General features: G+C 65.5%; 21 protein-coding genes. 14 read left to right on the forward strand and 7 right to left on the reverse strand.

The window, feature by feature from the left end:
* Positions 1–25: 25 nt before the first annotated feature.
* The 10 genes from B2J86_RS02025 to B2J86_RS02070 all read left to right on the forward strand — a co-directional run bounded on the left by B2J86_RS02025 (position 26) and on the right by B2J86_RS02070 (position 11,295).
* Positions 26–1,270 carry a D-amino acid dehydrogenase gene (locus B2J86_RS02025; RefSeq protein ID WP_173024606.1) on the forward strand — a complete coding sequence of 415 codons (1,245 nt, stop codon included), beginning with the start codon at positions 26–28 and terminating at the stop codon, positions 1,268–1,270.
* Entirely contained in the window at positions 1,267–2,043 is a 777-nt protein-coding gene (locus B2J86_RS02030; protein WP_173024607.1) for an aspartate/glutamate racemase family protein, read from the forward strand. Before B2J86_RS02025 ends, B2J86_RS02030 begins: the two co-directional genes overlap by 4 nt.
* Positions 2,044–2,116: 73 nt before the next feature.
* The gene (locus B2J86_RS02035) at positions 2,117–3,250 is read left to right on the forward strand and encodes an ABC transporter substrate-binding protein (RefSeq protein ID WP_173024608.1); all 1,134 of its coding nucleotides are present in this window, start codon (positions 2,117–2,119) and stop codon (positions 3,248–3,250) included.
* 68 nt (positions 3,251–3,318) lie between these two features.
* A complete protein-coding gene (locus B2J86_RS02040; protein WP_173024609.1) occupies positions 3,319–4,212 on the forward strand; it encodes a branched-chain amino acid ABC transporter permease in 894 nt (297 codons plus the stop codon).
* Complete coding sequence (locus B2J86_RS02045) at positions 4,205–5,092, forward strand: branched-chain amino acid ABC transporter permease (RefSeq protein WP_173024610.1); 888 nt, start codon at positions 4,205–4,207, stop codon at positions 5,090–5,092. The genes B2J86_RS02040 and B2J86_RS02045 overlap by 8 nt, the downstream gene beginning before the upstream one ends.
* Positions 5,089–5,874 carry an ABC transporter ATP-binding protein gene (locus B2J86_RS02050; RefSeq protein ID WP_173024611.1) on the forward strand — a complete coding sequence of 262 codons (786 nt, stop codon included), beginning with the start codon at positions 5,089–5,091 and terminating at the stop codon, positions 5,872–5,874. Before B2J86_RS02045 ends, B2J86_RS02050 begins: the two co-directional genes overlap by 4 nt.
* Complete coding sequence (locus tag B2J86_RS02055) at positions 5,874–6,593, forward strand: ABC transporter ATP-binding protein (RefSeq protein ID WP_173024612.1); 720 nt, start codon at positions 5,874–5,876, stop codon at positions 6,591–6,593. Before B2J86_RS02050 ends, B2J86_RS02055 begins: the two co-directional genes overlap by 1 nt.
* 170 nt (positions 6,594–6,763) lie before the next feature.
* A complete protein-coding gene (locus B2J86_RS02060; protein ID WP_173024613.1) occupies positions 6,764–7,879 on the forward strand; it encodes an ABC transporter substrate-binding protein in 1,116 nt (371 codons plus the stop codon).
* Positions 7,880–8,317: 438 nt separating this feature from the next.
* Positions 8,318–9,490 carry an SIR2 family protein gene (locus B2J86_RS18060; protein WP_173024614.1) on the forward strand — a complete coding sequence of 391 codons (1,173 nt, stop codon included), beginning with the start codon at positions 8,318–8,320 and terminating at the stop codon, positions 9,488–9,490.
* Positions 9,487–11,295 carry an ATP-binding protein gene (locus B2J86_RS02070; RefSeq protein WP_173024615.1) on the forward strand — a complete coding sequence of 603 codons (1,809 nt, stop codon included), beginning with the start codon at positions 9,487–9,489 and terminating at the stop codon, positions 11,293–11,295. The genes B2J86_RS18060 and B2J86_RS02070 overlap by 4 nt, the downstream gene beginning before the upstream one ends.
* A gap of 123 nt (positions 11,296–11,418) precedes the next feature.
* On the opposite strand, the gene dapA is transcribed toward B2J86_RS02070, so the two are convergent.
* Both dapA and B2J86_RS02080 read right to left on the reverse strand, forming a co-directional pair.
* The gene (dapA, locus tag B2J86_RS02075) at positions 11,419–12,333 is read right to left on the reverse strand and encodes a 4-hydroxy-tetrahydrodipicolinate synthase (protein ID WP_173024616.1); all 915 of its coding nucleotides are present in this window, start codon (positions 12,331–12,333) and stop codon (positions 11,419–11,421) included.
* A gap of 87 nt (positions 12,334–12,420) precedes the next feature.
* Positions 12,421–15,912: an indolepyruvate ferredoxin oxidoreductase family protein gene (locus B2J86_RS02080; RefSeq protein ID WP_173024617.1), complete on the reverse strand. Its 3,492-nt coding sequence runs from the start codon at positions 15,910–15,912 to the stop codon at positions 12,421–12,423.
* A 384-nt stretch (positions 15,913–16,296) separates the two neighbouring features.
* On the opposite strand from B2J86_RS02080, the gene B2J86_RS02085 reads away from it, so the two are divergent.
* The 3 genes from B2J86_RS02085 to B2J86_RS02095 all read left to right on the forward strand — a co-directional run bounded on the left by B2J86_RS02085 (position 16,297) and on the right by B2J86_RS02095 (position 18,843).
* A complete protein-coding gene (locus tag B2J86_RS02085; RefSeq protein ID WP_169633208.1) occupies positions 16,297–17,043 on the forward strand; it encodes a GntR family transcriptional regulator in 747 nt (248 codons plus the stop codon).
* Positions 17,044–17,203: 160 nt separating this feature from the next.
* Complete coding sequence (locus B2J86_RS02090) at positions 17,204–18,184, forward strand: rhodanese-related sulfurtransferase (RefSeq protein WP_173024618.1); 981 nt, start codon at positions 17,204–17,206, stop codon at positions 18,182–18,184.
* A complete protein-coding gene (locus B2J86_RS02095; RefSeq protein WP_173024619.1) occupies positions 18,181–18,843 on the forward strand; it encodes a glutathione S-transferase in 663 nt (220 codons plus the stop codon). The genes B2J86_RS02090 and B2J86_RS02095 overlap by 4 nt, the downstream gene beginning before the upstream one ends.
* Positions 18,844–18,880: 37 nt before the next feature.
* Here B2J86_RS02095 and B2J86_RS02100 read toward each other — a convergent pair whose 3' ends face one another.
* The 5 genes from B2J86_RS02100 to B2J86_RS02120 are packed head-to-tail and all read right to left on the reverse strand — an operon-like array spanning position 18,881 to position 23,408.
* Positions 18,881–19,390 (reverse strand): disulfide bond formation protein B, encoded by a 510-nt coding sequence (locus tag B2J86_RS02100; protein WP_173024620.1) that lies wholly within the window; start codon positions 19,388–19,390, stop codon positions 18,881–18,883.
* Positions 19,391–19,431: 41 nt separating this feature from the next.
* The gene (locus B2J86_RS02105) at positions 19,432–20,574 is read right to left on the reverse strand and encodes a sulfate/molybdate ABC transporter ATP-binding protein (RefSeq protein ID WP_173024621.1); all 1,143 of its coding nucleotides are present in this window, start codon (positions 20,572–20,574) and stop codon (positions 19,432–19,434) included.
* 9 nt (positions 20,575–20,583) lie between these two features.
* Entirely contained in the window at positions 20,584–21,510 is a 927-nt protein-coding gene (gene cysW / locus B2J86_RS02110) for a sulfate ABC transporter permease subunit CysW (RefSeq protein WP_173024622.1), read from the reverse strand.
* A complete protein-coding gene (gene cysT / locus B2J86_RS02115; RefSeq protein WP_173024623.1) occupies positions 21,507–22,397 on the reverse strand; it encodes a sulfate ABC transporter permease subunit CysT in 891 nt (296 codons plus the stop codon). The genes cysW and cysT overlap by 4 nt, the downstream gene beginning before the upstream one ends.
* 3 nt (positions 22,398–22,400) lie before the next feature.
* A complete protein-coding gene (locus B2J86_RS02120) occupies positions 22,401–23,408 on the reverse strand; it encodes a sulfate ABC transporter substrate-binding protein (protein WP_173024624.1) in 1,008 nt (335 codons plus the stop codon).
* A gap of 267 nt (positions 23,409–23,675) precedes the next feature.
* Here B2J86_RS02120 and B2J86_RS02125 point away from each other — a divergent pair, with 267 nt between their 5' ends.
* Positions 23,676–25,511 carry a M14 family metallopeptidase gene (locus tag B2J86_RS02125; RefSeq protein WP_173024699.1) on the forward strand — a complete coding sequence of 612 codons (1,836 nt, stop codon included), beginning with the start codon at positions 23,676–23,678 and terminating at the stop codon, positions 25,509–25,511.
* The last annotated feature ends 144 nt before the right edge of the window (positions 25,512–25,655 follow it).

Below are 25,655 nucleotides of genomic sequence, written 5' to 3' on the forward strand. Positions count from 1 at the left end.
CGCCCGCAACGTCAAGGACACCGATATGCACACCGTGGTCTTGGGCGCCGGCGTTGCGGGCGTCACCACCGCCTGGTACCTGGCAGCGCAGGGGCGCCAGGTCACCGTGATCGACCGCCAGTCGCTCGCCGCCGCCGAAACCAGCTATGCCAACGCCGGCATGGTGGCGCCCGGCCACTCGTACACTTGGGCGTCTCCCCGTGCGCCCGGCGTGCTGTGGCGCTCGCTGCGCGACAGCAGCCAAGCCCTGCGCCTGAAGCTCAACCCCGATCCGCACATGTGGGTCTGGCTGTGGAAGTTTCTGCAGAACTGCACGGCCGAGCGCTCGCGCATCAACACCGGCCGCAAGCTCGTGCTCTGCCGCTATTCACAGCAGCAGTTGCAGGCACTCACCGCCGCGCAAGACCTGCAGTACGAGCGCATCAGCCGTGGCGCCCTCTACATGTACCGCGACGAGGCCTCGTTTGCCCGTGGCCGCGCCAACATGCAGATCCTGGCCGACGGCGGCATGCAGCTCGATGCGCTCGACACCAACTCGGTGATCGCGCACGAACCGGCGCTGGCCGGCGCACGCCAGCACATTGCCGGCGCCATCTACTGCCCCAGCGACGAGAGCGGCGACGCGCGCATGTTCACGCGCCACCTGGCCCAGCGCTGCCGCGAGGCGGGCGTGAAGTTCCTGATGGACACCTCGATCGACGGCATCGACAGCGCCGGCGGGCGCATCGAGGCGGTGCGCACCAGCGCCGGCCGCATCACCGCGGACGACTATGTGCTTTCACTGGGCAGCTACTCGCCCATCGTCGCGCGGCCGCTGGGCTACAGCTTGCCGATCTACCCGGTCAAGGGCTACTCGGTGACCTTTCCGGCCGGCGAGGGCTACGAACCGCCCACGCTCGCGGGCGTGGACGAGAACAACCTCGTGGCCTGGGCGCGCTTCGGCGACCGGCTGCGCTTCACCGCCACGGCGGAGTTCAGCGGCTACGACACGCGGCACACGCCGAAAGACTTCGAGCCCATGCTGCGCGCGGCGCGCCAGCTGTTCCCCAACGGCGCCGACTACGCCCAGCCCGAGTTCTGGGCCGGCCTGCGCCCGATGACGCCCGAGAACACGCCCATCCTGGGCAAGAGCCGCCACGCCAACCTGTACTTCAACACCGGCCACGGCCACATGGGCTGGACCATGGCCTGCGGCACGGCGCAGATCGTGGCCGACCTCATGAACGGGCGCCAGCCCGCGATCGACATCACCGGAATGACACTCGCATGAACGACCTCGCCTCCCCCCCCAGCACCTTCACCGTGCTGCCCTTCACCATGGACGCGGGCGTGATGGCGCGCGCCGCCATCGGCCTGGTGGTGCTGGCCACCGACCAGACCCTGGAGCACGAGTGGCGCCAGATCATGGACCTGCCCGGTGTGGCCTTCTTTGAAGCCCGCCTGCACAACTCGCCCGACATCACACCCGCCAACCTGGCGGCGATGGAGAAAGACATCACGGCCGCCGTGCAGCTCATCGTGCCCGACGTACCGCTGCAGGTCGTGGCCTTCGGCTGCACCTCAGGCTCCATCGTGATCGGCGAGGAGCAGGTAGCGCAGCGCATCCGCCAGGCCCGCCCCGGCGTGGCCTGCACCACGCCCATCACCGGTGCCGTGGCCGGCCTGCGCCAACTGGGGGCGCAGCGCATCGCGCTGATCACGCCCTATGTGCAGAGCGTGAACGCGCTGTTTGAACAGCACCTCGTCGCCAAGGGCTTCGATGTGACGCGCATCTCCTCGTTCAACCACAGCAACGACAACGAGGTCGCCCGCATCGACGCGGCATCGCTGCGCGCGGCCATCCTCGCCACCGGCGCCCACGACGACGTCGACTCGGTGTTCGTGTCGTGCACCAGCCTGCGCATGGCGGAGCTGACGCGCGACGTCGAACAGGCGCTCGGCAAGCCCGTGGTCGCCAGCAACACCGCCATGGCCTGGCACGCGCTGCGCCTGGCCGGCGTGCGCGATGCCCTGCCCCAGTTTGGAAGACTGTTCGAGGTCTGACGCCTGACGCGCGTTCGGACACCCTCTGAATCCCGATCCCGTTCCCCTACCCGCCTTTACCCAGGAGTGCATCATGAGTTTTCGCAAGGTCCCCGGTTTCCAACCCCTTCGCGCCACCGCCGCGGCCTGCCTGCTCACGCTGGCAGGCGCTGTGCCGGCCTTCGCGCAGGACGCCATCAACATCGGCGCGGTGCTGTCCCTCACCGGCGCCAACGCGACCGTGGGTGAGGACGTGCGCCGCGGCGTGATGCTGGGCGTGGAGCATGTCAACGCCAAGGGCGGCGTGCTGGGCAAGAAGTTCAACGTGATCGTCGAGGACTCGGGTGGCAACCCCACCACGGCGCTGAATGCCGCGCGCAAGCTGGCCACCGTGGACAAGGTGCCGGTCGTCATGGGCGAATACTCGTCGGGTATCACGCTGCCCATGGCGCAGTACCTGGTCAAGGAGGGCGTAACCCACCTGAACATCGCCAGCAGCAGCACCAAGGTGCGCGCGCTCGGCGCCACCTCGTTCAGCCTGGTGGGGCTGGAGAACTTCGGCAACAAGTTCTCGGCCGAAGACACCTACGCCCTCGGCTATCGGCGCGTGGCCATGATCGCGCCCAACAACGCCTATGGCCAAGGCGTGTTGGAGGGCTACAAAGCGGACTTTGAAAAGCTCGGAGGCAAGATCGTGACCGAGGTGCTGTACACGGCCGGCCAGTCCACCTACCGGCGCGAGCTGCAGCAGATGGCGCGCAGCACCCCCGACGCCTATGTCTACACCGCCTATGGGCAGGAGTCGGCCGTGATCAACCGCGAAGCCGAGGAGCTGGGCCTGCGCAAGACGCCGTGGTACGCCATCCTCATGAGCATGAGCCTGTCCGACACGCCGCCGGCCATCGCCAACGGCCAGCTCGGCATGGAGCTGGGCTCGGTGCAGGGCCCCGCCGGCAAGGCCTATGCCGACGCTTTCGCTGCCAAGTACAAGGAAGGTTTCAAAACCTCGTACACCGGCTACGGCTACGACGCGGTGCTGATGACCGCTGCCGCCATTGAAAAGGCCAAGGCGACCACGGCACCCGCCATTCAGGTGGCGCTCAAGGACCTGGGCACGGCCGGCTTTCCCGGCGTGACCGGCACCATCCGCTTCGACCAGGACCGCCAGCGCGTGGACCCGCCGTACGACAAGCTGAAGTTCGAGAGCGGCAAGCTCGCCCCCCGCTGAACCTGAACCCGCGCCGGGCCGGCCGGTGGACATGGCCGGCCCGCGCGGATTAGCCCGAGACCCCCGAGATGCTTCAATTCCTGGTTGACACCGTGCTGCGTGCCTCCGATCTGGCGCTGATTGCGCTGGGCCTGAGCATGCTGTACAGCCTGGTGAAATTTCCGAACGTCGCCCATGTGCAGTACGCCATGTTCGGCGCCTACGCCACCTATGCGCTGCACAGCACCGGCGTTCCGCTGGTGGGCGCGCTGCTGATTGCCAGCACCCTGAGCGGGCTGCTCACGCTCGTGCTGCACGTGCTGGTGTTCCGCCGCCTGCTGCGCGGTGGGCCGGCCATTGCCATGATCGGCTCGCTGGCCATCGCCATGCTGGTGATCGCCAGCATGCAGGGGCTGGCCGGATCGTTTCCGCGCATGTTCAACCTGCCGCGCGTCGAGCCGCTGGTGCTGGGCGGGGCGCGCATCGCCCACACGCAGCTGTACCTGATCGGCACCACGGCCGTGCTGCTGGCGCTGTTCGTGCTGCTGCTGTTCTACACGCGCCTGGGCCGCGCCATGCGGGCGCTGGCCAGCAACGGCATGCTGGCCAATGCCTCGGGGCTCAACGCCGAGCACATCACCTACTTCGTCAGCTTCACCGCCGGCGCCATTGCCGGGCTGGGCGGCAGCATGCTGGCGCTGTCCACCGGCGCGCACATCAACCTGGGCAACGACCTGCTGCTGCCGGTGTTCGCTGCAGCCATCCTGGGCGGCCTGGGCAACCCGCTGGGCGCCGTGGTCGGCGCACTGCTGATTGCCATCACGGAAACCGCGGTGACCAACATCAACTTCGGCATGTTCTTCGGCCGCGAGCTGGTGTTCATGCCCGTCGCCTACATCAGCGCCGCCTCGTTCCTGATCCTGCTGCTGGCATTGCTGTTCAAGCCTTACGGGCTGTTCGACCGGGAGGTCCGCCGTGTTTGATTTCGCCATCTCTTCGCTGACCATCGCCGGCATCTACGCGCTGATGGCCCTGGGCCTGAACCTTCAGGCAGGCTATGCCGGGCTGCTGAACTTCGGCCACATCGCCTTTGCCGGCCTGGGCGCCTACGCGGCAGGCATCGGCTTCGGGCTGGGCTGGTCGCCCCTGGCCAGCCTGGGCCTGGGCGTGGGCCTGGCCATGACGCTGGGCTGGTTCATGGCCGGCCTGGGCCGCAAGCTGGCCTCCGACTACTGGGGCATCGCCACCCTGGCGATTGCCGAGATCCTGCGCACCATCGCCACCAACGAGGGCTGGCTCACCGGCGGCGCCAACGGCATCAGCGCCATCCCGGCCTTGTTCGATGGCGTGCCGCGGCCCTGGAACGGCGTGGCCTTCCTGGCGCTGGTTCTGGCCATCGTCGCGGCCGGCGCCCTGCTCTGCACCCGCCTGGGCAACGGCCGCTTTGGCCGCGCCCTGCGGTTGATGCGCGAGGAGCCGCAGCTGGCCACCTGCATGGGCTACGACCTGCGCTCGCTCAAGACGCGCGCCATCATGAGCGGAGCCGCCGTGACGGCGCTGGGCGGTTTTCTCTACGCCCACTACATGAGCTTTGCCGGGCCCGACTACATGCTCGCGTCCGAGACCTTCCTGCTGTGGACCATGCTCATGATCGGCGGCCTGGGCAGCACGCTCGGGGTGCTGGTCGGCGTGGTGATGGTGCAGGCAGCGCACGTGTTGGTGCCCTTCGCCAAGGACTGGATGGGCTTTGACTCCGACATCGCCGGCGCCCTGCGCCTGGGCCTGATCGGCGCCATCCTGCTTCTGTGCCTGCTGTGGCGCAGCGAGGGCCTGTTCCCTGAAAAGTTGCGGAGGATTCCATGAACACTGCCCTGCTCCAGGTCGACAACGTCGCCAAGTCTTTTGGCGGCAACCATGTGCTGCAAGACCTGAACCTGTCGGTGGCGCCCGGCGAGATCGTGGGCCTGCTGGGCCCCAACGGCTCGGGCAAGAGCACCCTGCTCAACCTCATCACCGGCTTTGCCGCGGCCAACCGCGGCCAGATCCTGCTCAAGGGCCGCCGCATCGAGCAGTTGCCCGCGCACCGCATCGTGGCGGCCGGCATTGGCCGCACCTTCCAGCTGCCGTCGATGCCGAAAAAGATGTCGGTGATGGAAGTGGCCATGGCCGCCGCCACCGAACACCACGGCGTGTGGGACACGCTGCTCGGCCTGAGCGCCGCCCGGCGCGTGGAGCAGGCCGCCCATGCCAAGGCCACGGCCCTGCTCGAGCAGCTGCTGCTGACCCACGTGCGCGACCTGCCGGCCTCGGCCCTCTCGGGCGGGCAGAAGAAGCTGCTGGGCATCGTCTGCGCGCTGATGGGCGACCCGCGCCTGCTGATGCTGGACGAGCCCACGGCGGGCGTGCACCCCAACCTGCGCCGCGACATCGTCCAGGCGCTGCAAAAGCTCAACGCCCAGGGCATGACGCTGGTGATCGTCGAGCACGACATGCATTTCATCCGCGAGGTGTGCACGCGCTGCATCGTGCTCGACCGCGGGCGCATCGTGGCCAGTTGCCGGCCCGACGAGCTGGCGTCCAACGAACATGTGGTGCAGGCCTACCTGGGCCGCACCGACAAAGAACCCTGCGCAGAGGCTGCCTGATGATCAAGATCGACAACATCATCGCGGGCTACACCGCGGAAGTGGACATCCTCAAGGGCATCTCGCTGCAAGTGGCGCGCTCCGAAATCGTCACCCTGCTCGGCCCCAACGGCTGCGGCAAGTCGACGCTGCTCAAGGCGATTGCCGGCGTGCTGCTGCCGCGCAGCGGCAGCGTGGTGCTGGGCGGGCAGGACCGCACGCGCATGCCCGTGCACCGCAAGATCCGCCACTGCAGTCTGGGCTTTGTGCCGCAGACCGAGAACATTTTCAGCAACCTCACGGTGCGCGAGAACATGCAGGTCGGCGGCCACTACCTGGCCAAGGCCGACTGCGTGCAGCGCATGGAGCAGCTGTGCGAGCTGTACCCGGTGCTGCGCCGCAAGTTCACGGCCCCGGCCGCGTCGCTGTCGGGCGGCGAGCGCCAGATCCTGGCGCTGGCGCGCGCCCTCATGCCCAGCCCCCAGGTGCTGCTGCTCGACGAGCCCTCGGCGGGCCTGTCGCCCAAGGTGCTGCAGGAGGTGTTCGACGCCATCGTCGAGGTGCGCGCCAAGGAGAGTGTCACCATCCTCATGGTCGAGCAAAACGCCATGGAGGCCATGCGCATGTCCGACCGTGCGTACATCCTCTCCATGGGCACGGTGGCGCTGACCGGCAACACACGCGACCTGATGCACGACCCCCAGGTGCGCGAGCTGTACCTGGGCGGCAGAGCAGCCTGATTCAGCCCGCGCCGAAGGGGTAAGGCGCCAACGCAATCAAGCGAACAAACGCCTCCCGATCGAACGCCTTCCCCTCCCCCATTCCCCGCGCCCTGCGCCAACACCCCAAGCCAGACCCGGCAAGGGGCGCATTTCCCTGCCTTGACCTCCCCGCAACCCAAGGAACTGCCATGCCCCACCCACGCCAATTTGTCCGCCACACCCTGTGCGCCAGTGCCGTAGCCGTCATCGGCCTGCTGGCCACCACAGCCCACGCCCAGGTCAAATTCGGTGCCGTGCTCTCGCTCACCGGCGCCAGTGCCAGCGTGGGTGAAGACCAGCGCCGCGGAATGCTGATTGCCATTGACGACATCAATGCCAGCGGCGGCGTGCTGGGCCAGCCGGTGCAGCTGATCATTGAAGACACCGGCGGCCGCGCAGTCAGCGCGCTCGAAGCCGCCAAGAAGCTGGTCAACGTCGACAAGGTCGCCGCCGTGTTTGGCGAATATTCATCGAGCCTCACCATCCCCGTCGGGCAGTACGTCGTCAAGGAGGGCCTGCCCTTCATCAACCACGGCAGCTCCAGCCCGGCCGTGCGCAGCATTGGCGATGGCGGCTTCAGCGTGATCGGCCTGGACACCGCATCGGCCCAGTTCGCCGCCAAGGACCTGTGGGACCAGGGCGCGCGAAAGGTCGCCTTCATCGCACCCAACAACGCCTATGGCCAGGGCATTGCGCCCGAGTTCCAGAAAAACTTTGAGGCGCTGGGCGGCCAGGTGGTGTCGCTGGTGCTGTACACCGCAGGCCAATCCACCTACCGGCGCGAACTCCAGCAGATGGAGCGGGCCAAGCCCGACGCCTACGTATACAGCGCCTACGGCCAGGAAGCCGCCGTCATCAACCGCGAGGCCTTCGACCTGGGCCTGAACAAACCCCAGCCCTGGTACGCCATCTACCACACCATGTGCACCACCGACAGCGCGCCCGCCCATGTCGAAGGCCAGCGCGGCATGGACGTGAACGCCGTCGGCCCGCAGGGCAAGGGCTTCCAGACCGCGTATGAAACCCGCTACGGCCACGGCTTCAAGTCGTCGTACACCGGCTACGCCTACGACGGCGTGCGCATGGTGGCCGCTGCCGTCCAGCGGGCCGGCAATACGCAGCCCGATGCGGTGAAGCAGGCGCTGCGTGCGGTGGGGCAGAACTACGAGGGTGCGACCGGCGCCATCCAGTTTGCGGCCGATGGTCAGCGTGGGGTGCAGCCGTATATGAAGACGAAATACAGCGGGAAGATTGTGCCGCGCTGATTGTTAGATTTTCAGCATTAAAAGAGCTTCTAACGCTTTATGGACGGGCGTTAGTAGCTTCTCTTTTTATAGCAATTGAGATTCAGGGATTGATTGGAAATTAAGCCTAGTTTGGGTTCCGGCCCCCAAATGGAATCTCAGTCGGCCATTCGAAAGTCCGCCAAATTTTCGCGGCATTGGGGGGCCTAAGCAGCAACGCCGTAATCAGCCATCCTGCTTCTCACAGAGTGCATGTCAGTGCAGAAAATCGGGGATGTTTTCGCCTATCGCAATCTGCAAGCTACCTCGGCAAGCGGAGGCGACTCGACTAACCCACGGAGGACCGGCGATGGGTCAAATATGAGCGACTTCCCTTGGCACGACCCGAATATCAGTTAGCCCCTAAGTTTGTGTCAATTTGTAGTATGGTCGCTACCAAACTTGATACAAGGAACGCGTGTGAAGTCTTTCAATCACGGTTTGGACGAGCTTCAGAAGGTGCTTGAACTTGGGAGGCAACAGTGGCTACTTGGCGCAGGGTCAAGTGTGGAGTCAGGCATCCCGCTTATGTATCCACTGACGAAACGAGTTAAAGCCTGCCTTTCAGGGGATGACCTAGTCTTGTTCGACTCAATCATGACGGATTTGCCTGATGAGTCGCACGTTGAGCACACGCTCAGCCATCTGGGCGATCTAATGGCTTTGGCCATTCGGTCTAAAGGAAAGACCGCTAAAGTCGGCACGGCTGACGTTGCATTGCACCAGATGGAAAAAACGTACCGCGCGATCGTGGAATGCATCGCAACCACTGTTAGGTATGGATATCGAGCAGCCAGTACGACGAAACCAGAAGAAATAGGACGCAGCGATGTCCCTATCGTGGATGTAGATGCTCACCTGAATTTCGTAAGACAGATCTTCAAGGGGCGGGCCAATCTGGAACCGAGATCTCAAATAGGCTTCATCACCACAAACTACGACACGCTTTTGGAGGACGCGCTGGCGATGGATCGGCGGGTGGCGCTTGATGGGTTCTTGGGGGGAGCCATTGCCTATTGGAATGGTGACAGCATTGACCCAGCTACGGCCACGAACAATAAATCGCACAAAGTGCTTAAGTTACACGGCTCAGTCGATTGGTTTCGCCATCCGCAGATGGGGCTATTGCGTGTTAGGTACGGCGTGAAGTACCTGTCAGATTTGGCGAGTACGCTTATTTATCCTCAAGCAACGAAGTACCTGGAGACTCAAAAGGACCCATTCGCAAAAATCTTTGACTGCTTCCGGCGCGTGCTTCTCTCATCGGGGAACCACCTACTTGGAATTGTTGGTTATAGCTTCGGCGATAACCACATCAACGCAGAAATTGAATTCGCGCTTGAGGATAGAAACAACAAAACCGTTGTGATTGCCTTCTCTCGAGAAGTTACGGACGGACCAGGAACGAGCGTCTGCAATACGTTGAAGACCTGGCTTGCGAATGCTAACTATGGGTCACGCGTTTACGTTGCTACAGATAAGGCTCTCTACAACGGACCGCATCGCCTCGCGCCGCCGCCGGGGACTCCCGATCTGACTTGGTGGACCTTCGAAGGTATGACCAAGTTCTTGGAAACTGGAGTTCCAGCATGACCGTATTTCAAGAAAACCCAGATCTGCTCATTGGCCAAGTCGTTGAAGTGAGCGGTACAGCAATTCGTGTCGAACTTGATCGCCGCCTTTCGGAGTTGTCCCGCGTGGTGGATGGGCGGGTTTGCCCCATCGGACAACTTGCGAGCATCGTAAAGATTCATTACGGACGCAGAGTTCTTTTTGCCTATGTTCGCATGCTGCGCATGCGCTCAGAACTAGCCGCGGAGCTTGGGCATCGGCCGATTGCCCCCGGTGATGACTCTCGAATTCTCGAGGCGGACTTGTTTGCCGAAGGAAGTTGGAATCCGGCCGAGTCGCGTTTGCTGTTTTCTCGCGGGGTCGAAACCTATCCTCTTCCACTTCAGGGCGTCTATCTGACGACACCACCAGAGTTAGAGATGGTTTTCTCGGCTGCTGAACATGCAGCTGAGGCCTTAACGGTGTCGCCACTAATTCAGTTCGGCGAATATGTCGGCGGAAACGGTGCCGCTTGCAGAGCCAACGTGGACAAGCTTTTCGGGCAGCATTGCGCCGTTTTGGGCTCCACAGGCTCTGGAAAATCTGGCACTGTCGCTGCCATTCTCAGATCGGTGCTCGAGCACACTGCCAAGAACGGCACTGCGCTGAGGCCTCGGATTGTCCTCATCGATCCGCACGGCGAGTACTCCGCTGCGTTCCGCGAACAAGCAACAGTGCTACGTGCATATGACGCAGCTGCGAACGAAGACCAACCCGAGGCAGTCGAGCAATTGCGGCTTCCGTTCTGGCTAATGACTGGCGATGAGCTTCGAGGGCTAATCATCGGGAAGACCGAAGCTGAGGCGACCTCACAGAACAACATAGTCTATAAGGCGTTGAAGCACGCTCGGATGGTGAGCGCTGGCATCGTTCAGCCTCTTCCACCCAATGCAGTTGGTGATTTTGCGTCTTCCCTTTGCGACGGCAAGACCGATGCAGATGTTTCTGGGTTTGATCGAGACAAGCCCCACCGCTTTAGTCTCAATGAGTTCGTAAAGCACATCGATGAAGTTCAAGGCCGTAAGGCAGGAAAGACGGAGAGCGCATCAGCAACTGACAGAAAGTCATTGGATTCGATTCTGGATAAGCTGAATGTCTTAAGAACTGATCCGCGTCTGAAGTTTTTGATGCGAGAAGATGCCGACGACACACTAGACAAGGCCATTCTCCAACTAACAGGCTCCGGAGCGAACGGAAGTACGCTGAAGCTTGTCGACGTTTCTGGTGCTCCCAATGAGGTTGCGGGAACGCTCACTGCGATGATTTGCAGGATGCTGTTTAGCTACAAGATGTGGCAGACCAAGGCTCAGCGACGTAGTGATCCGCTTCTTCTTGTTTGCGAGGAAGCGCATCGATACGTGCCAGATCGAGGTGAGGCGCAATACAGGGAAGCTCAAGAAGCTGTACGGCGAATTGCGAAAGAAGGACGCAAGTACGGCCTGGGGCTAATGCTCGTCTCGCAGCGACCGTCGGATGTCGAAAGCACGGTTCTATCGCAATGCAACTCCTGGATCATTTTGCGGTTGACAAATGGCAGAGACCAAGAACACGTAGGAAGATTTTTGCCTGACTCCTTGGCGGGCATCACAAAGATACTCTCGTCGCTATCCCGCAGAGAGGCAATCTTTGTCGGCGAGGCTGCTGCCTTGCCGGCTCGCATACGAATTCGAGCCCTCACAAAGGAGCAGCTTCCAGACTCTCACGACATAAGCTTTGTGGAAGGTTGGACGGAACCCCCACTCGGCGAACATGACATTACGGGAATCACCGACCGTTGGGTGGGGTAAGTGCGGCAGTGACATTCAAGCGGACAAAGACATGCAAAAAAATGCCGCTACCGCCCGCCCAAAAATCGACGTTAGCTATTTAACTGATAGCATCGATCGCTTTATATTGGAAACCAATATAGCCTAGCCCCAAGCTGCAAGTGCCTCGCTAACCACCTTCTCCGCCCCCTCCCCCACCCCACACAACGGCAGCCGCAGCGTCGCCTCGCACTGCCCTTGCAACGCAGCCGCCAGCTTGGCGGGCCCCGGGCTGCTCTCGGTGAACAGGGCGCGGGTGAGAGGAAGCAGCTTCACAAACCGCTCACGCGCGGCCAGCCACTGGCCTGCCTGCATCTCGCGGCACACGGCGGCCACTTCGGCGGGGACGATGTTGGCCACTACCGAGATCACGCCGTGGCCGCCGAGCGCCAGATAAGGCAGCGTGGTGAAGTCGTCGCCGCTGTAGCGCATGAAGTTATCCGGCACGGCTTCGAGCACCGCGGCGGCGCGGGCCATGTCGCCGGTGGCGTCTTTCAGGCCGGCAATGTGGGGGTGCCGTGCCAGCGTGGCCACGGTGTCTACCGCCATATCGACCACTGTGCGGCCGGGCACGTTGTAGAGCACCAGGGGCAGCGCGGTGGCTTCCGCCTGGGCCGTGAAGTGCGCCACCATGCCGCGCTGCGTGGGCTTGTTGTAGTACGGCACCACGCTGAGCAGCGAGTGCGCGCCGGCCTGGGCGGCAAAGCGGGCCAGGCTGACGGCTTCGGCCGTGGAGTTCGCGCCGACGCCGGCCATGATGTGGATGCGGCCTGCGGCGTATTCCACGGCGGTGGCGATCAGGTCGTGGTGTTCGTGGTGCGACAGCGTGGACGATTCGCCCGTGGTGCCGGCCACCACCAGGCCCACCGTGCCCTGGGCGATGTGCCAGTCCACCATGCGGCGCAGCGCGGGTTTGTCAATGCTCTGGTCAGCCTTGAACGGAGTGAGCAGGGCCACCAGGCTGCCGCGGGGCAAGGCGGCGTGGGGGTTGGAGGATGCGGCGGGGCTGGATGTAGACATGGGACGGCTTGATAGGCTGGAATTTAGAGAAACGCCGCCCCCGCGCGCACCGCGCACGCGAGGGTGGTTCACGCAAGGGCTGGCGGGTTACGCGTCGACCGCCACGCGCTGGGCGGCCGGTGACTGCAGCTGCTGTTGCAGGCGCTCGACGTTCTTTTCGTAGGCGCGCAGATTGGCTTCCTTGACCGGGCCAAAGCCGCGCACCTGCATCGGCGCGGCGGCCAGCGCCAGCGCCACGTCGCGCTGGTCGGCGCGCAGCTGCGCCACCAGGTCGCGCATCTGCTGTTCGTAGCGGGCAACCAGGGCGCGCTCGGCCTTGCGCTCATCGCTGTAGCCGAACACGTCCAGGGCCGTGCCGCGCAGGAACTTCAGGCGCGCTAGCAGGCCAAAGGCGGTCATCATCCAGCCGCCCCATTCGCTCTTGGCCGGGCGGCCTGTGCGCTGGTCGATGCGGCTGAGCACGGGCGGTGCCAGGTGAAAAGTCAGCTTGGACTGGTCTTCAAACTGCGCGGCCAGCTGCTCGCGGAACTCGGGCGCGGCGTGCAGGCGGGCCACTTCGTACTCGTCCTTGTAGGCCATGACTTTGTAGAACGACTGGGCCACAGCCTTGGCTATATCGTCCTGGCCGGGCCACAGGCGCGCTTCGGCGGCGCGCACTTCGTCCACCAGCGCACGGTAGCGTGTGGCGTAGGCGCTGTTCTGATAGGCCTCCAGCAGGCTGCTGCGGCGCGCGACCAGCGTGTCGAGCGATTGCTCGGCCAGCGGCTGGGGCGCTGCCACCAGGCCGGCGTGCTGCAGCACGGCCTGCGGGTCGACCGCATGGCGGCGGCCCCAGCGGAAGGCGGCCAGGTTCATCGGCACGGCGGCGCCGTTGAGCTCGATCGCCCGCTCGATGGCCTGCGCGCTGACCGGCACAAAACCGCGCTGGTAGGCCGCGCCCAGCATGAAGAGGTTGGTGCCAATGGCGTCGCCGCACAGCGCCAGCGCCAGGCGGCCGGCGTCGATCACTTCCACCTGCTCCCTGCCCACGGCGCGCACCACGGCCTGCTCCAGCGGGTTGGTGGGGAACTGCAGGTCCGGGTTCTGCACGAACGCGCCGGGCATGACTTCCTGGCTGTTGAGCAGCACGCGCGTGGCGCCCTTGCGCGCCATGGTGAGCGTGTTGCCCGATGCGGCCACGACCAGGTCGCAGCCCATGATGGCATCCGCCCCGCCCGGCGCCACGCGCACGGCGGCAATGGCCGCGGTGTTGATGCCAAAGCGCAGGTGCGTCCACACCGAGCCGCCCTTTTGCGCCAGGCCCGCCATGTCGAGCACGCCCGAGCCCTTGCCTTCCAGGTGCGCGGCCATGCCCAGCAGCGCGCCGATGGTCACCACGCCCGTGCCGCCCACGCCGGTGATGACCATGCTGTAGACGCCGTGGCGCAGGTCGGGCAGGGTGGGTTCCGGCAGCGTGGGTTCGCTCTGGCCGCCCTTGTCGCCCTTGCCACCGGCACCCTTGCGCAGCTTGGCACCGTTCACCGTGACAAAGCTCGGGCAGAAGCCCTTGACGCAAGAAAAGTCCTTGTTGCAGGCTGACTGGTCGATGGCGCGCTTGCGTCCCAGGTCTGTCTCCAGCGGCACGACGGCCACGCAGTTGGACTGCACGCCGCAGTCGCCGCAGCCCTCGCACACGGCGGGGTTGATGACGACGCGCTTGTCCGGATCGGGGAAGGTGCCGCGCTTGCGGCGGCGGCGCTTTTCTGCGGCGCAGGTCTGGTCGTACACCAGCACGGTGGTGCCCTCCAGCTCGCGCAGCAAGCGCTGCACGGCGTCGAGCTCGTCGCGGTGGTGCACCGTCACGCCGGGGGCCCAGCCGGTCACGCCGTCGTATTTGCCGGGCTCGTCGGTCACCACGGCGATGCGCACCACACCCTCGGCATGCACCTGCTGGGTGATGCGCACCGGGTCCAGCGGGCCGTCGTGGCGCTGGCCGCCGGTCATGGCCACGGCGTCGTTGTAGAGCAGCTTGAAGGTGATGTTGGTCTTGGCCGCCACCGCCGCGCGGATGGCCAGCAGGCCCGAGTGGAAGTAGGTGCCGTCGCCCATGTTCTGGAACATGTGGGCACGCTTGGAAAACGGTGCCTCGCCCACCCAGGCCATGCCCTCGGCGCCCATCTGGGTGTAGCCGAGGGTGTCGCGCCCCATGGTCTGCGCCATCCATGAGCAGCCGATGCCGGCATAGGCGCGGCTGCCGTCGGGAATGCGCGTGGACGTGCTGTGCGGGCAGCCGGCGCAGAAGTAGAAGCTGCGCGCCATCACATCCACCGCGCCGAGCACGGGCTTGCGCCGGGCCAAGGCATGCACAGTGTCGAGCAGCGCCGGCTCGGTGGCCGCCAGCCGGTGGCCGACGACCTGGGCGATCTGCGCCGCGTCCAGCGCCATCTCGACGCGGAACAGCTTGGCGCCCTGCTCGTCCTTCTTGCCGATGACGCGCGGCGCGTCGGCCGCGCCGTACAGGATTTCCTTGAGCTGCGCTTCGAGCAGCGCGCGCTTTTCCTCGATGACGATCACCAGGTCCAGCCCGCGCGCGAACTCGCCGATGCCCTGGGGCTCCAGTGGCCACACCATGCCCACCTTGTAGACCACCAGGCCCAGCTGCTGCGCGCGTGCCTCGTCAATGCCCAGATCGGCCAGCGCCTGGCGCAGGTCCAGCCAGCTCTTGCCCGAAGTGACGATGCCGATGCGGGCACCCTCGCGCTGGCCAAAGGCCACGCGGTCGATGCCGTTGGCACGCGCGAAGGCACGGGCCGCGTCGAGCTTGTGGTTGACCAGGCGAAATTCCTGCGCGTGCGGCGTGTCGGGCAGGCGGATGTTGAGGCCGTCCGGCGGCAGGCCGTCCGATTCGGGCAGCGCGATGGCCAGCCCTGCGTCGTCAACTTCCACCGAGCCCGAGGCGTCGGCCGTGTCCTTGATGCACTTCATGCCCACCCAGGCCCCGCTGTAGCGCGACAGCGCCCAGCCCAGCAGACCGTATTCGACCAGCTCGGACACGCCGGCCGGCGACAGCACAGGCATTTGCGCGTCGACCAGGGCGAACTCGCTCTGGTGGCAGGTGGTGGACGATTCGCAGGTGTGGTCGTCGCCCATCAGCACCAGCACGCCGCCGTGCTGGGAGCTGCCGGCCAGGTTGCCGTGGCGGAAGGCGTCGCCGCTGCGGTCCACGCCAGGCCCTTTGCCGTACCAGATCGAGAACACGCCATCGAAGCGGCCGTCGCCACCGATCTCGGCCATCTGCGTGCCCCAGACAGCGGTGGCGGCCAGGTCTTCATTCACGCCGGGCACGAACACCACGTCGTGCGCGTCGAGGTGCTTGCGCGCCTTCGCCAGCTGGTCGTCGTAGGTGCCCAGGGGCGAACCGCGGTAGCCGGTGATGTAGCCGGCGGTGTTGAGCCCGGCCGCGCGGTCGCGGCGCTTTTGCATCATCGGCAGGCGCACCAGGGCCTGCACGCCGGTCAGGTACACCGTGCCTTCGGACGCGGTGTACTTGTCGTCCAGTCCTACGGACCGCAGGCTGGTGCCAATGCTCATATCGCTCATACCGTGTCTCCTTGGATTCTTCGTGACGTTGCGAGGGGATCAGGGCTGGGGCACGCCGGCCTGGGACGCAGGAAGGCATCCAGAAGCCGTTGGCATCCGCGTCTCAGCCTCGGCGGAGTACTTTTCCCGCGTAAAATGCAACCCATCCACAAAGTGTAGACAGTTATGACGACATGCGTCAACAACATTGAACAGACACTGTGGTAATGTTGTGCAGCCGTGGTTTGGGCTTATGGAGCAACGGTGCCGACACCTAAAATGCGCCACGGATAACCGCACCAAGCTCCCACACCCACGCTGCCTCCTGCTCCACCCTGCCCCGCCCGCCAGGCTCTGCGGGCGATGGCGAACCTGCCAGACTGTCCCTCACTACCAACTGCACCGATGGCCACCAAAAGCACCAAAAAACCAGCGCATGTGCCACAGACCCGGGATGAAAGCAGTGTGGAGCGGCTGTATTTCGAATTGCGCGAGCGCGCCATGCGCTATGACTTCCGCCCCGGCGCGCGGATCAACGAACAGGCCCTGGGACGCGAATTCGGCGTCAGCCGGCCGCCGCTGCGCGAAGCCCTGAACCGCCTCGTGGCCGAGGGCTTTCTCGACTTCGTCATGAACAAGGGCTTCTTTCGCAAGTCCATCAGCGTGGAGGAGTTGTTCAACCTCTACCAGGTGCGCATTGCGCTGGAGCGGCGCGCGGTGTACCTGGCGGTCGAACATGCGAGCGATGCGGAAATCGAAGGCCTGCGCGACTACTGGAACAGCGTCATGGCCAATGCTGCGGCGATGTCCATCGGTGACCTGCTGCTGGCAGACGAGGAGTTCCACCGCCGGCTGGCCGCGCTGTCGCACAACCGCGAGCTGAGCCAGTTCCTGGAGCAGGTGACGCGGCGCATCCACGTGGCCCGCCACATCGACCTGGAGCAGTCCGACTGGAACAGCAGCGCCTTCGACGCCCACGCCCAGCTGGTTGTTCTGCTGGGCAAACGCCAACTGCAGCCAGCGCTGGAAGCGCTCACCGAGCACATCGACATGAGCCTCAAGCGCGCAGTGCAAATCACCAAAGAAATGGTGGCCAAGTTCTTCCTGCAGGACCAGACCTGGTCATCGTCTCAGCCGCCGCAGGACCGGTGATTTCCGAAAAAAGGAACAGCCTGGCAGCACCATTTCCCGGGAGTGCGCACAGGCAAAGCGGCTGGCCTGCTGCAGATATTTTCGCCCTTGATCCGCTGAGCACCGACAGCCCTTGTGTGTGCATCCGCAGCGCAGGCCGACGCTATCATCGACCGCTTCCATGCCAGCTTTTCTCACCGCCGCCCTCTACCAATTTGTCGACCTGCCCGACTGCGCGCAGCTGCAGGCGCCCCTGCAGGCCTGCTGCGATGCCCACAGCGTGCGCGGCCTGCTGCTGCTCGCGCCCGAGGGCATCAACGGCACCATCGCCGGCCCGCCGGACGGCGTGCGCGCGGTGCTGGCCTGGCTGCGCAGCGACCCACGCCTGGCGGGCCTGCCGCACAAGGAAGCCTTTGGCGAGCGCCAGCCGTTCTACCGCATGCGCGTGCGCCTCAAGCGCGAGATCGTCACGCTCGGCGTGCCCGGCCTGAACCCGGCGCGCCATGCCGGCACCTATGTCAAGCCCGAGGACTGGAATGCGCTGATCGACGACCCCGAGGTGGTGGTGGTGGACACGCGCAACGACTACGAGGTAGGCATCGGCAGCTTTGCGCGCGCCCTGAACCCGCACACGCGCAGCTTTGCCGAGTTTCCGGCCTGGGTGGCGGCGCAATCGCAACCGGGCGGCGCGCTCGCCGGTAAGCCGCGCGTGGCCATGTTCTGCACCGGCGGCATCCGCTGCGAGAAGTCGACGGCCTACCTGAAGTCGCAGGGCTTTGGCGAGGTCTACCACCTCGAAGGCGGCATCCTCAAATACCTTGAAACCGTGCCCGAGGCCGACAGCCGCTGGCACGGCGACTGCTTTGTGTTCGACGAGCGCGTGTCGGTGGGCCACGGCCTGGCGCCGGGCCACCACCAGCTGTGCCGCGCCTGCCGCATGCCGCTGGGGGCGGCGGAACTGGCATCGCCCCACTATGCGGCCGGCGTGAGCTGCCCATATTGCCACGGCACCCGCACCCCCGAGCAAGAGCGGGCGCTTGCCGAGCGCGAGCGCCAGGTGCAGCTGGCCACCGAGCGCGGCCAGGCCCATGTGGGCGCGCGCCTTCCGGCCCCGGTGCGTGCGCACGAACCCGGCCCCACCGGCGCACCAAAGGCGCCATGAGCGCCCTGCCCGTCCTGTATTCGTTTCGCCGCTGCCCGTATGCGATGCGTGCGCGGCTGGCCCTGGCCGTGTCGGGCCAGGCGTGCGAGCTGCGCGAGGTGGTGTTGCGCGACAAGCCCCGGGGCCTGCTGCAGGCCTCGCCCCAGGGCACGGTGCCCGTGCTCGTGCTGCCCGACGGCCAGGTGCTCGAGCACAGCCTGGACATCATGCTGTGGGCGCTGCAGGCCCACGACCCGCTGCACTGGCTGAACCCCAGTGTTGGCACGCTGGAGGCCATGCTGGCGCAGATCGCGGACTGCGACGGCCCGTTCAAGCAAGCGCTGGACCGCTGCAAATACCCGCAACGCTACCCTGGCGCGGATGTGGCCGCGGCGCGTGCGCAGGCCTGCGCCTGGCTGGCGGCGCTCGACGCACAGCTGGCGGGTACGGGCCATTTGTTCGGTGGCCACACGGCGCTGGCCGATGCGGCGATCTTCCCTTTCGTGCGCCAGTTTGCCGGCATCGATGCTGCGTGGTGGTCTGCCCAAGCCTGGCCGCACCTGCAACGCTGGCTGGAGCGCTGGGTGGCATCGCCCCTGTTCTCTCAGACCATGGACAAATACGGCGCCTGGAAGGACGGCACGCCGGGCGTGCGCTTTCCCCCCAGCGGCGCAGCCTGACGGGCAGCGCCGCCGCGCCACCCGCTGCGCTGGCGCCTCACCGCGCGGTGCGCAGCCCGCGCACGAGCAGCGTGCCCAGGGCCGCGCCAAGCACCACGAAGCAGACAAAAGACCAGTTCGCGATCGAGCCGCCGAGGAAGGTCCAGTCGATCGCGGCGCAGTCGCCCGAGCCCCTGAAGATCATCGGGATGGCGCGGCTGATGGGGTAGTTCTCGATCATTCCGTAGAAGTCGCGCCCGCACATGGCGACCTCGGGCGGAAACCACTGCAGCCAGCTCTGGCGGGCCGCCGTAAAGGCCCCAAAGCCGCAGGCCAATAGCGCCATCGCCGCCCATGGAATCCACCAGCCTTTTTGGCCTCTAACGCTTGCCAGTCCTGCGAAGATAGCTACTAAAACAAGAGCGTATCGCTGCACGATGCACATCGGACAAGGCTCCAGGCCCACGCTGTGCTGCAGGTACAGGCCAAATGCCAGCATGGCCACGCACACCGCGCTGACCAGGGCCAGCACGCGGCGCGGGGCCGTATTCCACCAGTTCAATACCATCTTTTTCCTTCATCGCCGCCCAGGCTCCGACGAAGGATGCGTCAGATGCCGGCGGCCTGGTCCAAAAACACCCGGGTGCGCCGGGGGGTCACCACCACGGTGTCGCCCTCCTTGAGGCCCATGTCCCGAAATTGCTGCGCCGAGATGTGCGCTTCAACCAAGGGGGCAGCGGCCGCATTGTCCGCTGATTGGGGGGAGGCCGCGGCCTTTAGTTCCGCACCCGCGTCGTCGAGCGGCACCAGCTCCAGCCGTGCCGTCGGTCCCACGGCAATGGCGCGCTCCAGGCGCGCGACCATGCTGTGCGCGGGCGACGCGCTGCCGGGCACATGGCGCGCCACGTCCAGGTCGTGCGGACGCACATAGGCCGAGGCGGGCGCGTCCTGGGCATCGCTGTGCTCGGGCACGTCGATCTGCATGCCGTGCACATGCAGCGCACCCTCGTGGGCACGGCCATGGAACAGGTTCACGTCGCCGAGGAACCCATACACGAACGGGCTGGCCGGGTGGTCCCAGACCTGCTGGGGCGAGCCCACCTGCTCGACCGCGCCGCTGTTCATCAGCACCACGCGGTCGGCCACTTCGAGGGCTTCTTCCTGGTCGTGCGTGACGAAGATGCTGGTCACATGCAGCTCGTCGTGCAGGCGGCGCAGCCAGCGGCGCAGCTCCTTGCGCACCTTGGCATCGAGCGCGCCAAAGGGTTCGTCGAGCAGCAGCACCTGCGGCTCCACGGCCAGCGCGCGCGCCAGGGCGATGCGCTGGCGCTGCCCGCCCGAGAGCTGCGCGGGGTGGCGGTCGGCCAGCCAGTCCAACTGCACCAGGCTGAGCAGATCGTGCACTTTTTTCTTGATCTGCGCCTCGCTCGGGCGCACGCTGCGCGGCTTCATGCGCAGGCCGAAGGCCACGTTCTCGAACACCGTCATGTGGCGGAACAGCGCATAGTGCTGGAACACGAAGCCGACGTTGCGCTCGCGCACATGCACGTCGGTGGTGTCGGCGCCGGCAAAGTGGATGCTGCCGGTGTCGGGCGTCTCCAGCCCGGCAATGATGCGCAGCAGCGTGGTCTTGCCGCAGCCCGAAGGGCCCAGCAGCGCGAGCAGCTCGCCCGAGGCGATGTCCAAGCTCACGTCGCGCAGCGCGTGGAAGTTGCCGAATTGTTTGCTGACGTTGCGGATTTCTATGCTCATGGGTGTCTTTCAGACGGCGCTGCCGCGCGCGGCCGGGGACCGCACGGCGCCAGGCCGCTCGGGCGGCAGTTCGGCCAGCACCTTGCGCTCGTGCTCGGCGCGCCACTCGGCAACCGACTTGATGACCAGGGTGACCAGCGCCAGCAGCGCCAGCAGCGAAGCCGCCGCAAACGCCGCCACCGACTGGTATTCGTTGTAGAGGATTTCGACGTGCAGCGGGATCGTGTTGGTCTGCCCGCGGATGTGTCCCGACACCACCGACACCGCGCCAAACTCGCCCATGGCGCGCGCGTTGCACAGGATCACGCCGTACAGCAGACCCCACTTGATGTTGGGCAGGGTCACGTACCAGAAGGTCTGCCAGCCGCTTGCACCCAGCACCGTGGCGGCCTGCTCCTCGTCGTTGCCCTGGGCCTGCATCAGCGGGATGAGTTCGCGCGCGATGAACGGAAAGGTCACGAACACCGTGGCCAGAACGATGCCCGGCACGGCGAAGATGATCTTGATGTCGTGCGCCGCCAGCCACGGCCCGATCCAGCCGTTGGCGCCGAACATCAGCACATAGACCAGGCCCGCCACCACGGGCGAGACCGAGAACGGCAGGTCGACCAGCGTGGTCAGGAAGGCCTTGCCCTTGAACTCGTACTTGGCGATGCACCAGGCCGCGGCCACGCCAAACACCAGGTTCAGCGGCACGGCAATCGCGGCGGTAATGAGGGTCAGGCGGATGGCCGACCAGGCGTCGGGCTCCTTCAGGGCGCTGAAGTAAGCGTCCCAGCCCTTGCGCAAGGCTTCGGTGAACACCGCCGCCAGCGGCAACACCAGGAACAAGAGCACAAAGGCCAGCGCGATGCCGATCAGCAGGTTGCGCACCCAGGGCGCTTCGGTGGTGCTGATGCGGTCGCGCCGCACGCGTGCAGTCGCGCCCGCGCTCATGCCGGCGCTCCCGCGTTGCGCCGCTGCCAGGCCTGCAGCGCGTTGATGACGAGCAGCAGCACGAACGAGATCAGCAGCATCACCACCGCCACTGCCGTGGCACCCGCGTAGTCGTATTGCTCGAGCTTGCCGATGATGATCAGGGGGGTGATTTCAGAAATCATGGGCATGTTGCCGGCGATGAAGATGACCGATCCGTACTCGCCCACGGCGCGTGCGAACGCCATGGCAAAGCCGGTCAGCAGGGCCGGCGTGATGGCTGGCAGGATGACCTTGGTAAAAATCTGCCAGCGGTTGGCGCCCAGCGAGCTGGCCGCCTCTTCAAGCTCCTTCTCGGTGTCCTGCAGCACGGGCTGTACGGTGCGCACCACGAAAGGCAGCCCGATGAAGATCAGCGCGATCACGATGCCCGCGGGCTTGAACGCCAGCTGGATGCCCAGGGGTTCGAGGTACTGCCCCACCCAGCCGTTGCCCGCCAGCAGCGCCGTCAGCGAAATGCCGGCCACGGCCGTGGGCAGGGCAAACGGCAGGTCGACCAGCGCATCGACGATCTTCTTGCCCGGAAAGCTGTAGCGCACCAGCACCCAGGCGATCAGCAAGCCGAACACCAGGTTGACCAGCGCCGCGATCAGCGAGGCGCCAAAGGTCAGGCGGTACGAGGCGAGCACGCGCGGCGCGCTGATGGCCTCCCAGAACTGTGGCCAGGTGAGCGTGAAGGTCTTGAACACCAGCGCCGACAGCGGGATCAGCACGATGATGCTCAGGTAGAACAGCGTGTAGCCCAACGTGAGGCCAAAGCCGGGCAGCACCCGCTTGGGTGCGCGCCGGCGGTTGCCCGAAGGCGCGCGGGCAGCGCCTTGCGGGACTGCGGAGGTGGCTGCGCTCATGCTTTACTTGGCACCCGGGGTGTAGAGCTTGTCGAACTGGCCGCCGTCGTTGAAGTGCACTTTCTGCGCTTCACCGAGCGAGCCGAAGTACTTGGCCACGGTGAACTGCTTGATGGGCTTGAACAGGTCGGAGTGCTTTTTCAGCACCGCCTCCGAACGCGGCCGGATGGCGTGCTTGGCGGCGATTTCCTGGCCTTCTTCCGAATAGAGGTAGTCGAGATAGGCCTTGGCCTGATCGGCCGTGCCCTTCTTGGCCACGGTGCGCTCGACCACGGCGACGGGGTTCTCGGCCGTGACGCTGACCGACGGGTACACCGCCTCCACCTTGCCGACGCCGAACTCGCGGTTGATCGACACCACCTCGGACTCGAACGTGATCAGCACATCGCCGATGTTGCGCTGCAGGAACGTTGCCGTGGCATCGCGCCCGCCCTTGGCCAGCACCGGTACGTTCTTGTAGAGCTTGCCCACGAACTCGGCCGCCTGCGCGTCGGTGCCACCCTTTTCGCGCACCGCGCCCCAGGCAGCTAGGTAGGCATAGCGGCCATTGCCGCCGGTCTTGGGGTTGACGACGATGACCTGCACGCCGGGCTTGACCAGATCGTCCCAGTCCTTGATCTTCTTCGGGTTGCCATTGCGCACCAGAAACAGCATGGTCGAGGTGGTGGGCGAAGCATCGTAGGGAAACTTCTTGGCCCAATCCTTGGCCACCACGCCATTCCCGGCAAGGAACTCAATGTCGGTGGTGGTGTTGAAAGTCACCACGTCGGCCGCCAGCCCGTCGTTCACGGCGCGCGCCTGGGCGCTGGAGCCGCCATGCGCCTGGTCGATCTTGATGTCCTTGCCTGTGGTCTTCTTGTAGTGGGCCACGAAAGCGGCGTTGTAGTCCTTGTAGAACTCGCGCGCCACGTCGTACGACACGTTGAGCAGCGTCGTGGTCTGGGCCGACGCCACCGCACTGGCAGCCAGGGCCACCGTGGCCAGGAGAGACTTGATTTTCAGGGTTGTCATGGGAGAAAGCCGTCCAGTGAAGCCATAGATACAGGGGATTGTGGACAGCGCGGCTTAAAACTCAAAAGAATATATTTTTGTTAATTAATCTGTATTTTGAATATAGGGCACACCACGCGCATTGAGTCTCCTCTACCAGACCGGGTCGCCACGCGCCGGCGCGCCCGACATGGCATGCTGCGCGCAGAGGCGGCAGCCGGGTAATATCGGGCCAACACCTGCCACGTCCCAATGGCAGCCCTCGGTTTCCACTGGCTGATCGTCTCTATGACCCTGCTCTCGCACCTCGGCGCATCACCGCTTGCCCCAGCTCCCGAGTCGCCTCGGGCTCCGCATCGCCGCTGGCCGGTGCCAGCGGCATTGGCAGCCGCCCTGCTCGCCGCCTGCGCCAGCACGCCGCTGCCTCCGTGGCCTGCCACGCCGGCAGCGACCGTGGTGCAGGCTCCGCGCGCCCCCACGGCCCCTGGGCCAGCCGCAGAACAGCCCCGCCCGGGCGTCGTCACGGCGCCGGTTGTCACGACGCTGCCGCAGGCGTCTGTCGACACCGCCGCGCAAGAGAGCGCGCCCTATGGCCCTGCCGTCGCCGCCCGCTTCCCCGATCCCGGCATCCGCTACGACACGCCGGGCTTGGCACCGGAGCGGCGTGCCTTCACGACCAATGCAGAAATCGGACAGTGGCTGCAGCGCATCGCCTCGGGGTCCGCATCGACCGGAACGCGCACGGCACTGCTGGCACTGGGCCCCTCGCAGCGCGGTAACCCCATTCACGCGATGGTGTTGACGCACGCTGGCGGCACCAGCCCCGACCAGTTGAGCGCCAACCAGCGCCCCACCGTGCTGCTGATGGGCCAGCAGCACGGCGACGAACCCGCGGGAAGCGAAGCCTTGCTGGTGGTGGCCAAGGAACTGGCGCAGGGCCTGCTGGAGCCCCTGCTGGAGCGCATCAACGTCATCGTCGTGCCGCGCGCCAATCCCGACGGGGCCGAGGCAAGCACGCGCGCTACCGCCAACGGCATGGATATGGACCGCGACCACCTGCTTCTCAACACACCCGAGGCCCGCGCGCTGGCGGCGCTGGTGCGCGACTACCGCCCGATTCTGGTCATCGATGCGCACGAATTCACCGTGGCCGGGCCATATCTGGAAAAATTCCACGCGCTGCAGCGCTACGACGCCCTGCTGCAATATGCCGGCACGGCCAACCTGCCCGAATTCCTGGTCAAGGCCTCGAAGGAGTGGTACCACGCCCCCATGGTGACTGCCCTCCAGGCGCAAAACCTCAGCACCGAGTGGTATTTCACCACCTCCATGCGCCCCGACGACCTCACCCTGTCCATGGGGGGCACCCAGCCCGACACCGCGCGCAATGTCAATGGCCTGAAGAACGCCGTCAGCCTGCTGGTGGAGACCCGGGGCGTGGGGATCGGACGCGCGCACATCCAGCGCCGCGTGCACACCCAGATCACGGCCGTCACCAGTGCGCTGCGCAGCACCGCAGAGCGAGCGGCCAACCTGGAGCAGGTGCGCTCGTTTGTCGTGCGCGACACCAGCGCACAGGCCTGCCGCGATCAGATGGTGGTGGAAGCCGGACCCACCCGCGAGCAACGCGACATCACCATGCTGGACCCGGACACCGGGGCCGACCGCGTGCTGCGCGTGGACTGGAACTCATCGCTTGCCTTGCGCAACCTCAAGTCGCGCCCCCGCCCCTGCGGCTACTGGCTGTCTGCCGACGCCGACGCCGCCATCGAACGCCTGCGCTTGCTGGGTGTGCAGGTACTGCGCGTGGCCGAACCCGGTGGCCTGCTGGCCGACACGTACCGCGAAACCAGCAGCGCACGGGGTGTCCGCGAAGACGTGCGCGGCCCGATGACCGAGTCTGCCGACATTGTGCGCGCGCAAGTGGCCCTGGTGCGCAGTGCCATCGACGTGCCTGCGGGCAGCTATTACGTCCCGCTCAACCAGGCCATGGCCTATCTGGCTGTGGCAGCGCTGGAGCCCGATACACAGAACAGCTACTTCGCCAACCACGTGATCGAGCGCTTGGAACACAGCGCACGGGTCATGGCCACGCCTTCTCTGGTGTTTGAAGAAACCGATTGACGCCGCGCGTGTGCGCGCAATCTGCGCTGCAGCTTTTCCAACGCCTGCGCCGAATCTGGATGGCCTGGACGACAGGTTTCCCAGATCCCGGAGCTTGTGAAGGAGCCTCGTGCGAATACGCGCTGAGCAATCCAAATTCCATGG

The organism is Acidovorax sp. SRB_14 (assembly GCF_012932145.1).
Taxonomy (GTDB): Bacteria; Pseudomonadota; Gammaproteobacteria; order Burkholderiales; family Burkholderiaceae_C; genus Simplicispira.

What these genes read in the sequence shown, in the direction of transcription:
- B2J86_RS02025 (WP_173024606.1), top strand. Translation starts at nt 26, where the DNA reads ATGCACACCGTGGTCTTGGGCGCCGGCGTTGCGGGCGTCACCACCGCC.
- B2J86_RS02030 (WP_173024607.1), top strand. Translation starts at nt 1,267, where the DNA reads ATGAACGACCTCGCCTCCCCCCCCAGCACCTTCACCGTGCTGCCCTTC.
- B2J86_RS02035 (WP_173024608.1), top strand. Translation starts at nt 2,117, where the DNA reads ATGAGTTTTCGCAAGGTCCCCGGTTTCCAACCCCTTCGCGCCACCGCC.
- B2J86_RS02040 (WP_173024609.1), top strand. Translation starts at nt 3,319, where the DNA reads ATGCTTCAATTCCTGGTTGACACCGTGCTGCGTGCCTCCGATCTGGCG.
- B2J86_RS02050 (WP_173024611.1), top strand. Translation starts at nt 5,089, where the DNA reads ATGAACACTGCCCTGCTCCAGGTCGACAACGTCGCCAAGTCTTTTGGC.
- B2J86_RS02055 (WP_173024612.1), top strand. Translation starts at nt 5,874, where the DNA reads ATGATCAAGATCGACAACATCATCGCGGGCTACACCGCGGAAGTGGAC.
- B2J86_RS02060 (WP_173024613.1), top strand. Translation starts at nt 6,764, where the DNA reads ATGCCCCACCCACGCCAATTTGTCCGCCACACCCTGTGCGCCAGTGCC.
- B2J86_RS02070 (WP_173024615.1), top strand. Translation starts at nt 9,487, where the DNA reads ATGACCGTATTTCAAGAAAACCCAGATCTGCTCATTGGCCAAGTCGTT.
- dapA (WP_173024616.1), bottom strand. Translation starts at nt 12,333, where the DNA reads ATGTCTACATCCAGCCCCGCCGCATCCTCCAACCCCCACGCCGCCTTG.
- B2J86_RS02080 (WP_173024617.1), bottom strand. Translation starts at nt 15,912, where the DNA reads ATGAGCGATATGAGCATTGGCACCAGCCTGCGGTCCGTAGGACTGGAC.
- B2J86_RS02085 (WP_169633208.1), top strand. Translation starts at nt 16,297, where the DNA reads ATGGCCACCAAAAGCACCAAAAAACCAGCGCATGTGCCACAGACCCGG.
- B2J86_RS02090 (WP_173024618.1), top strand. Translation starts at nt 17,204, where the DNA reads ATGCCAGCTTTTCTCACCGCCGCCCTCTACCAATTTGTCGACCTGCCC.
- B2J86_RS02095 (WP_173024619.1), top strand. Translation starts at nt 18,181, where the DNA reads ATGAGCGCCCTGCCCGTCCTGTATTCGTTTCGCCGCTGCCCGTATGCG.
- B2J86_RS02100 (WP_173024620.1), bottom strand. Translation starts at nt 19,390, where the DNA reads ATGGTATTGAACTGGTGGAATACGGCCCCGCGCCGCGTGCTGGCCCTG.
- B2J86_RS02105 (WP_173024621.1), bottom strand. Translation starts at nt 20,574, where the DNA reads ATGAGCATAGAAATCCGCAACGTCAGCAAACAATTCGGCAACTTCCAC.
- cysW (WP_173024622.1), bottom strand. Translation starts at nt 21,510, where the DNA reads ATGAGCGCGGGCGCGACTGCACGCGTGCGGCGCGACCGCATCAGCACC.
- cysT (WP_173024623.1), bottom strand. Translation starts at nt 22,397, where the DNA reads ATGAGCGCAGCCACCTCCGCAGTCCCGCAAGGCGCTGCCCGCGCGCCT.
- B2J86_RS02120 (WP_173024624.1), bottom strand. Translation starts at nt 23,408, where the DNA reads ATGACAACCCTGAAAATCAAGTCTCTCCTGGCCACGGTGGCCCTGGCT.
- B2J86_RS02125 (WP_173024699.1), top strand. Translation starts at nt 23,676, where the DNA reads ATGACCCTGCTCTCGCACCTCGGCGCATCACCGCTTGCCCCAGCTCCC.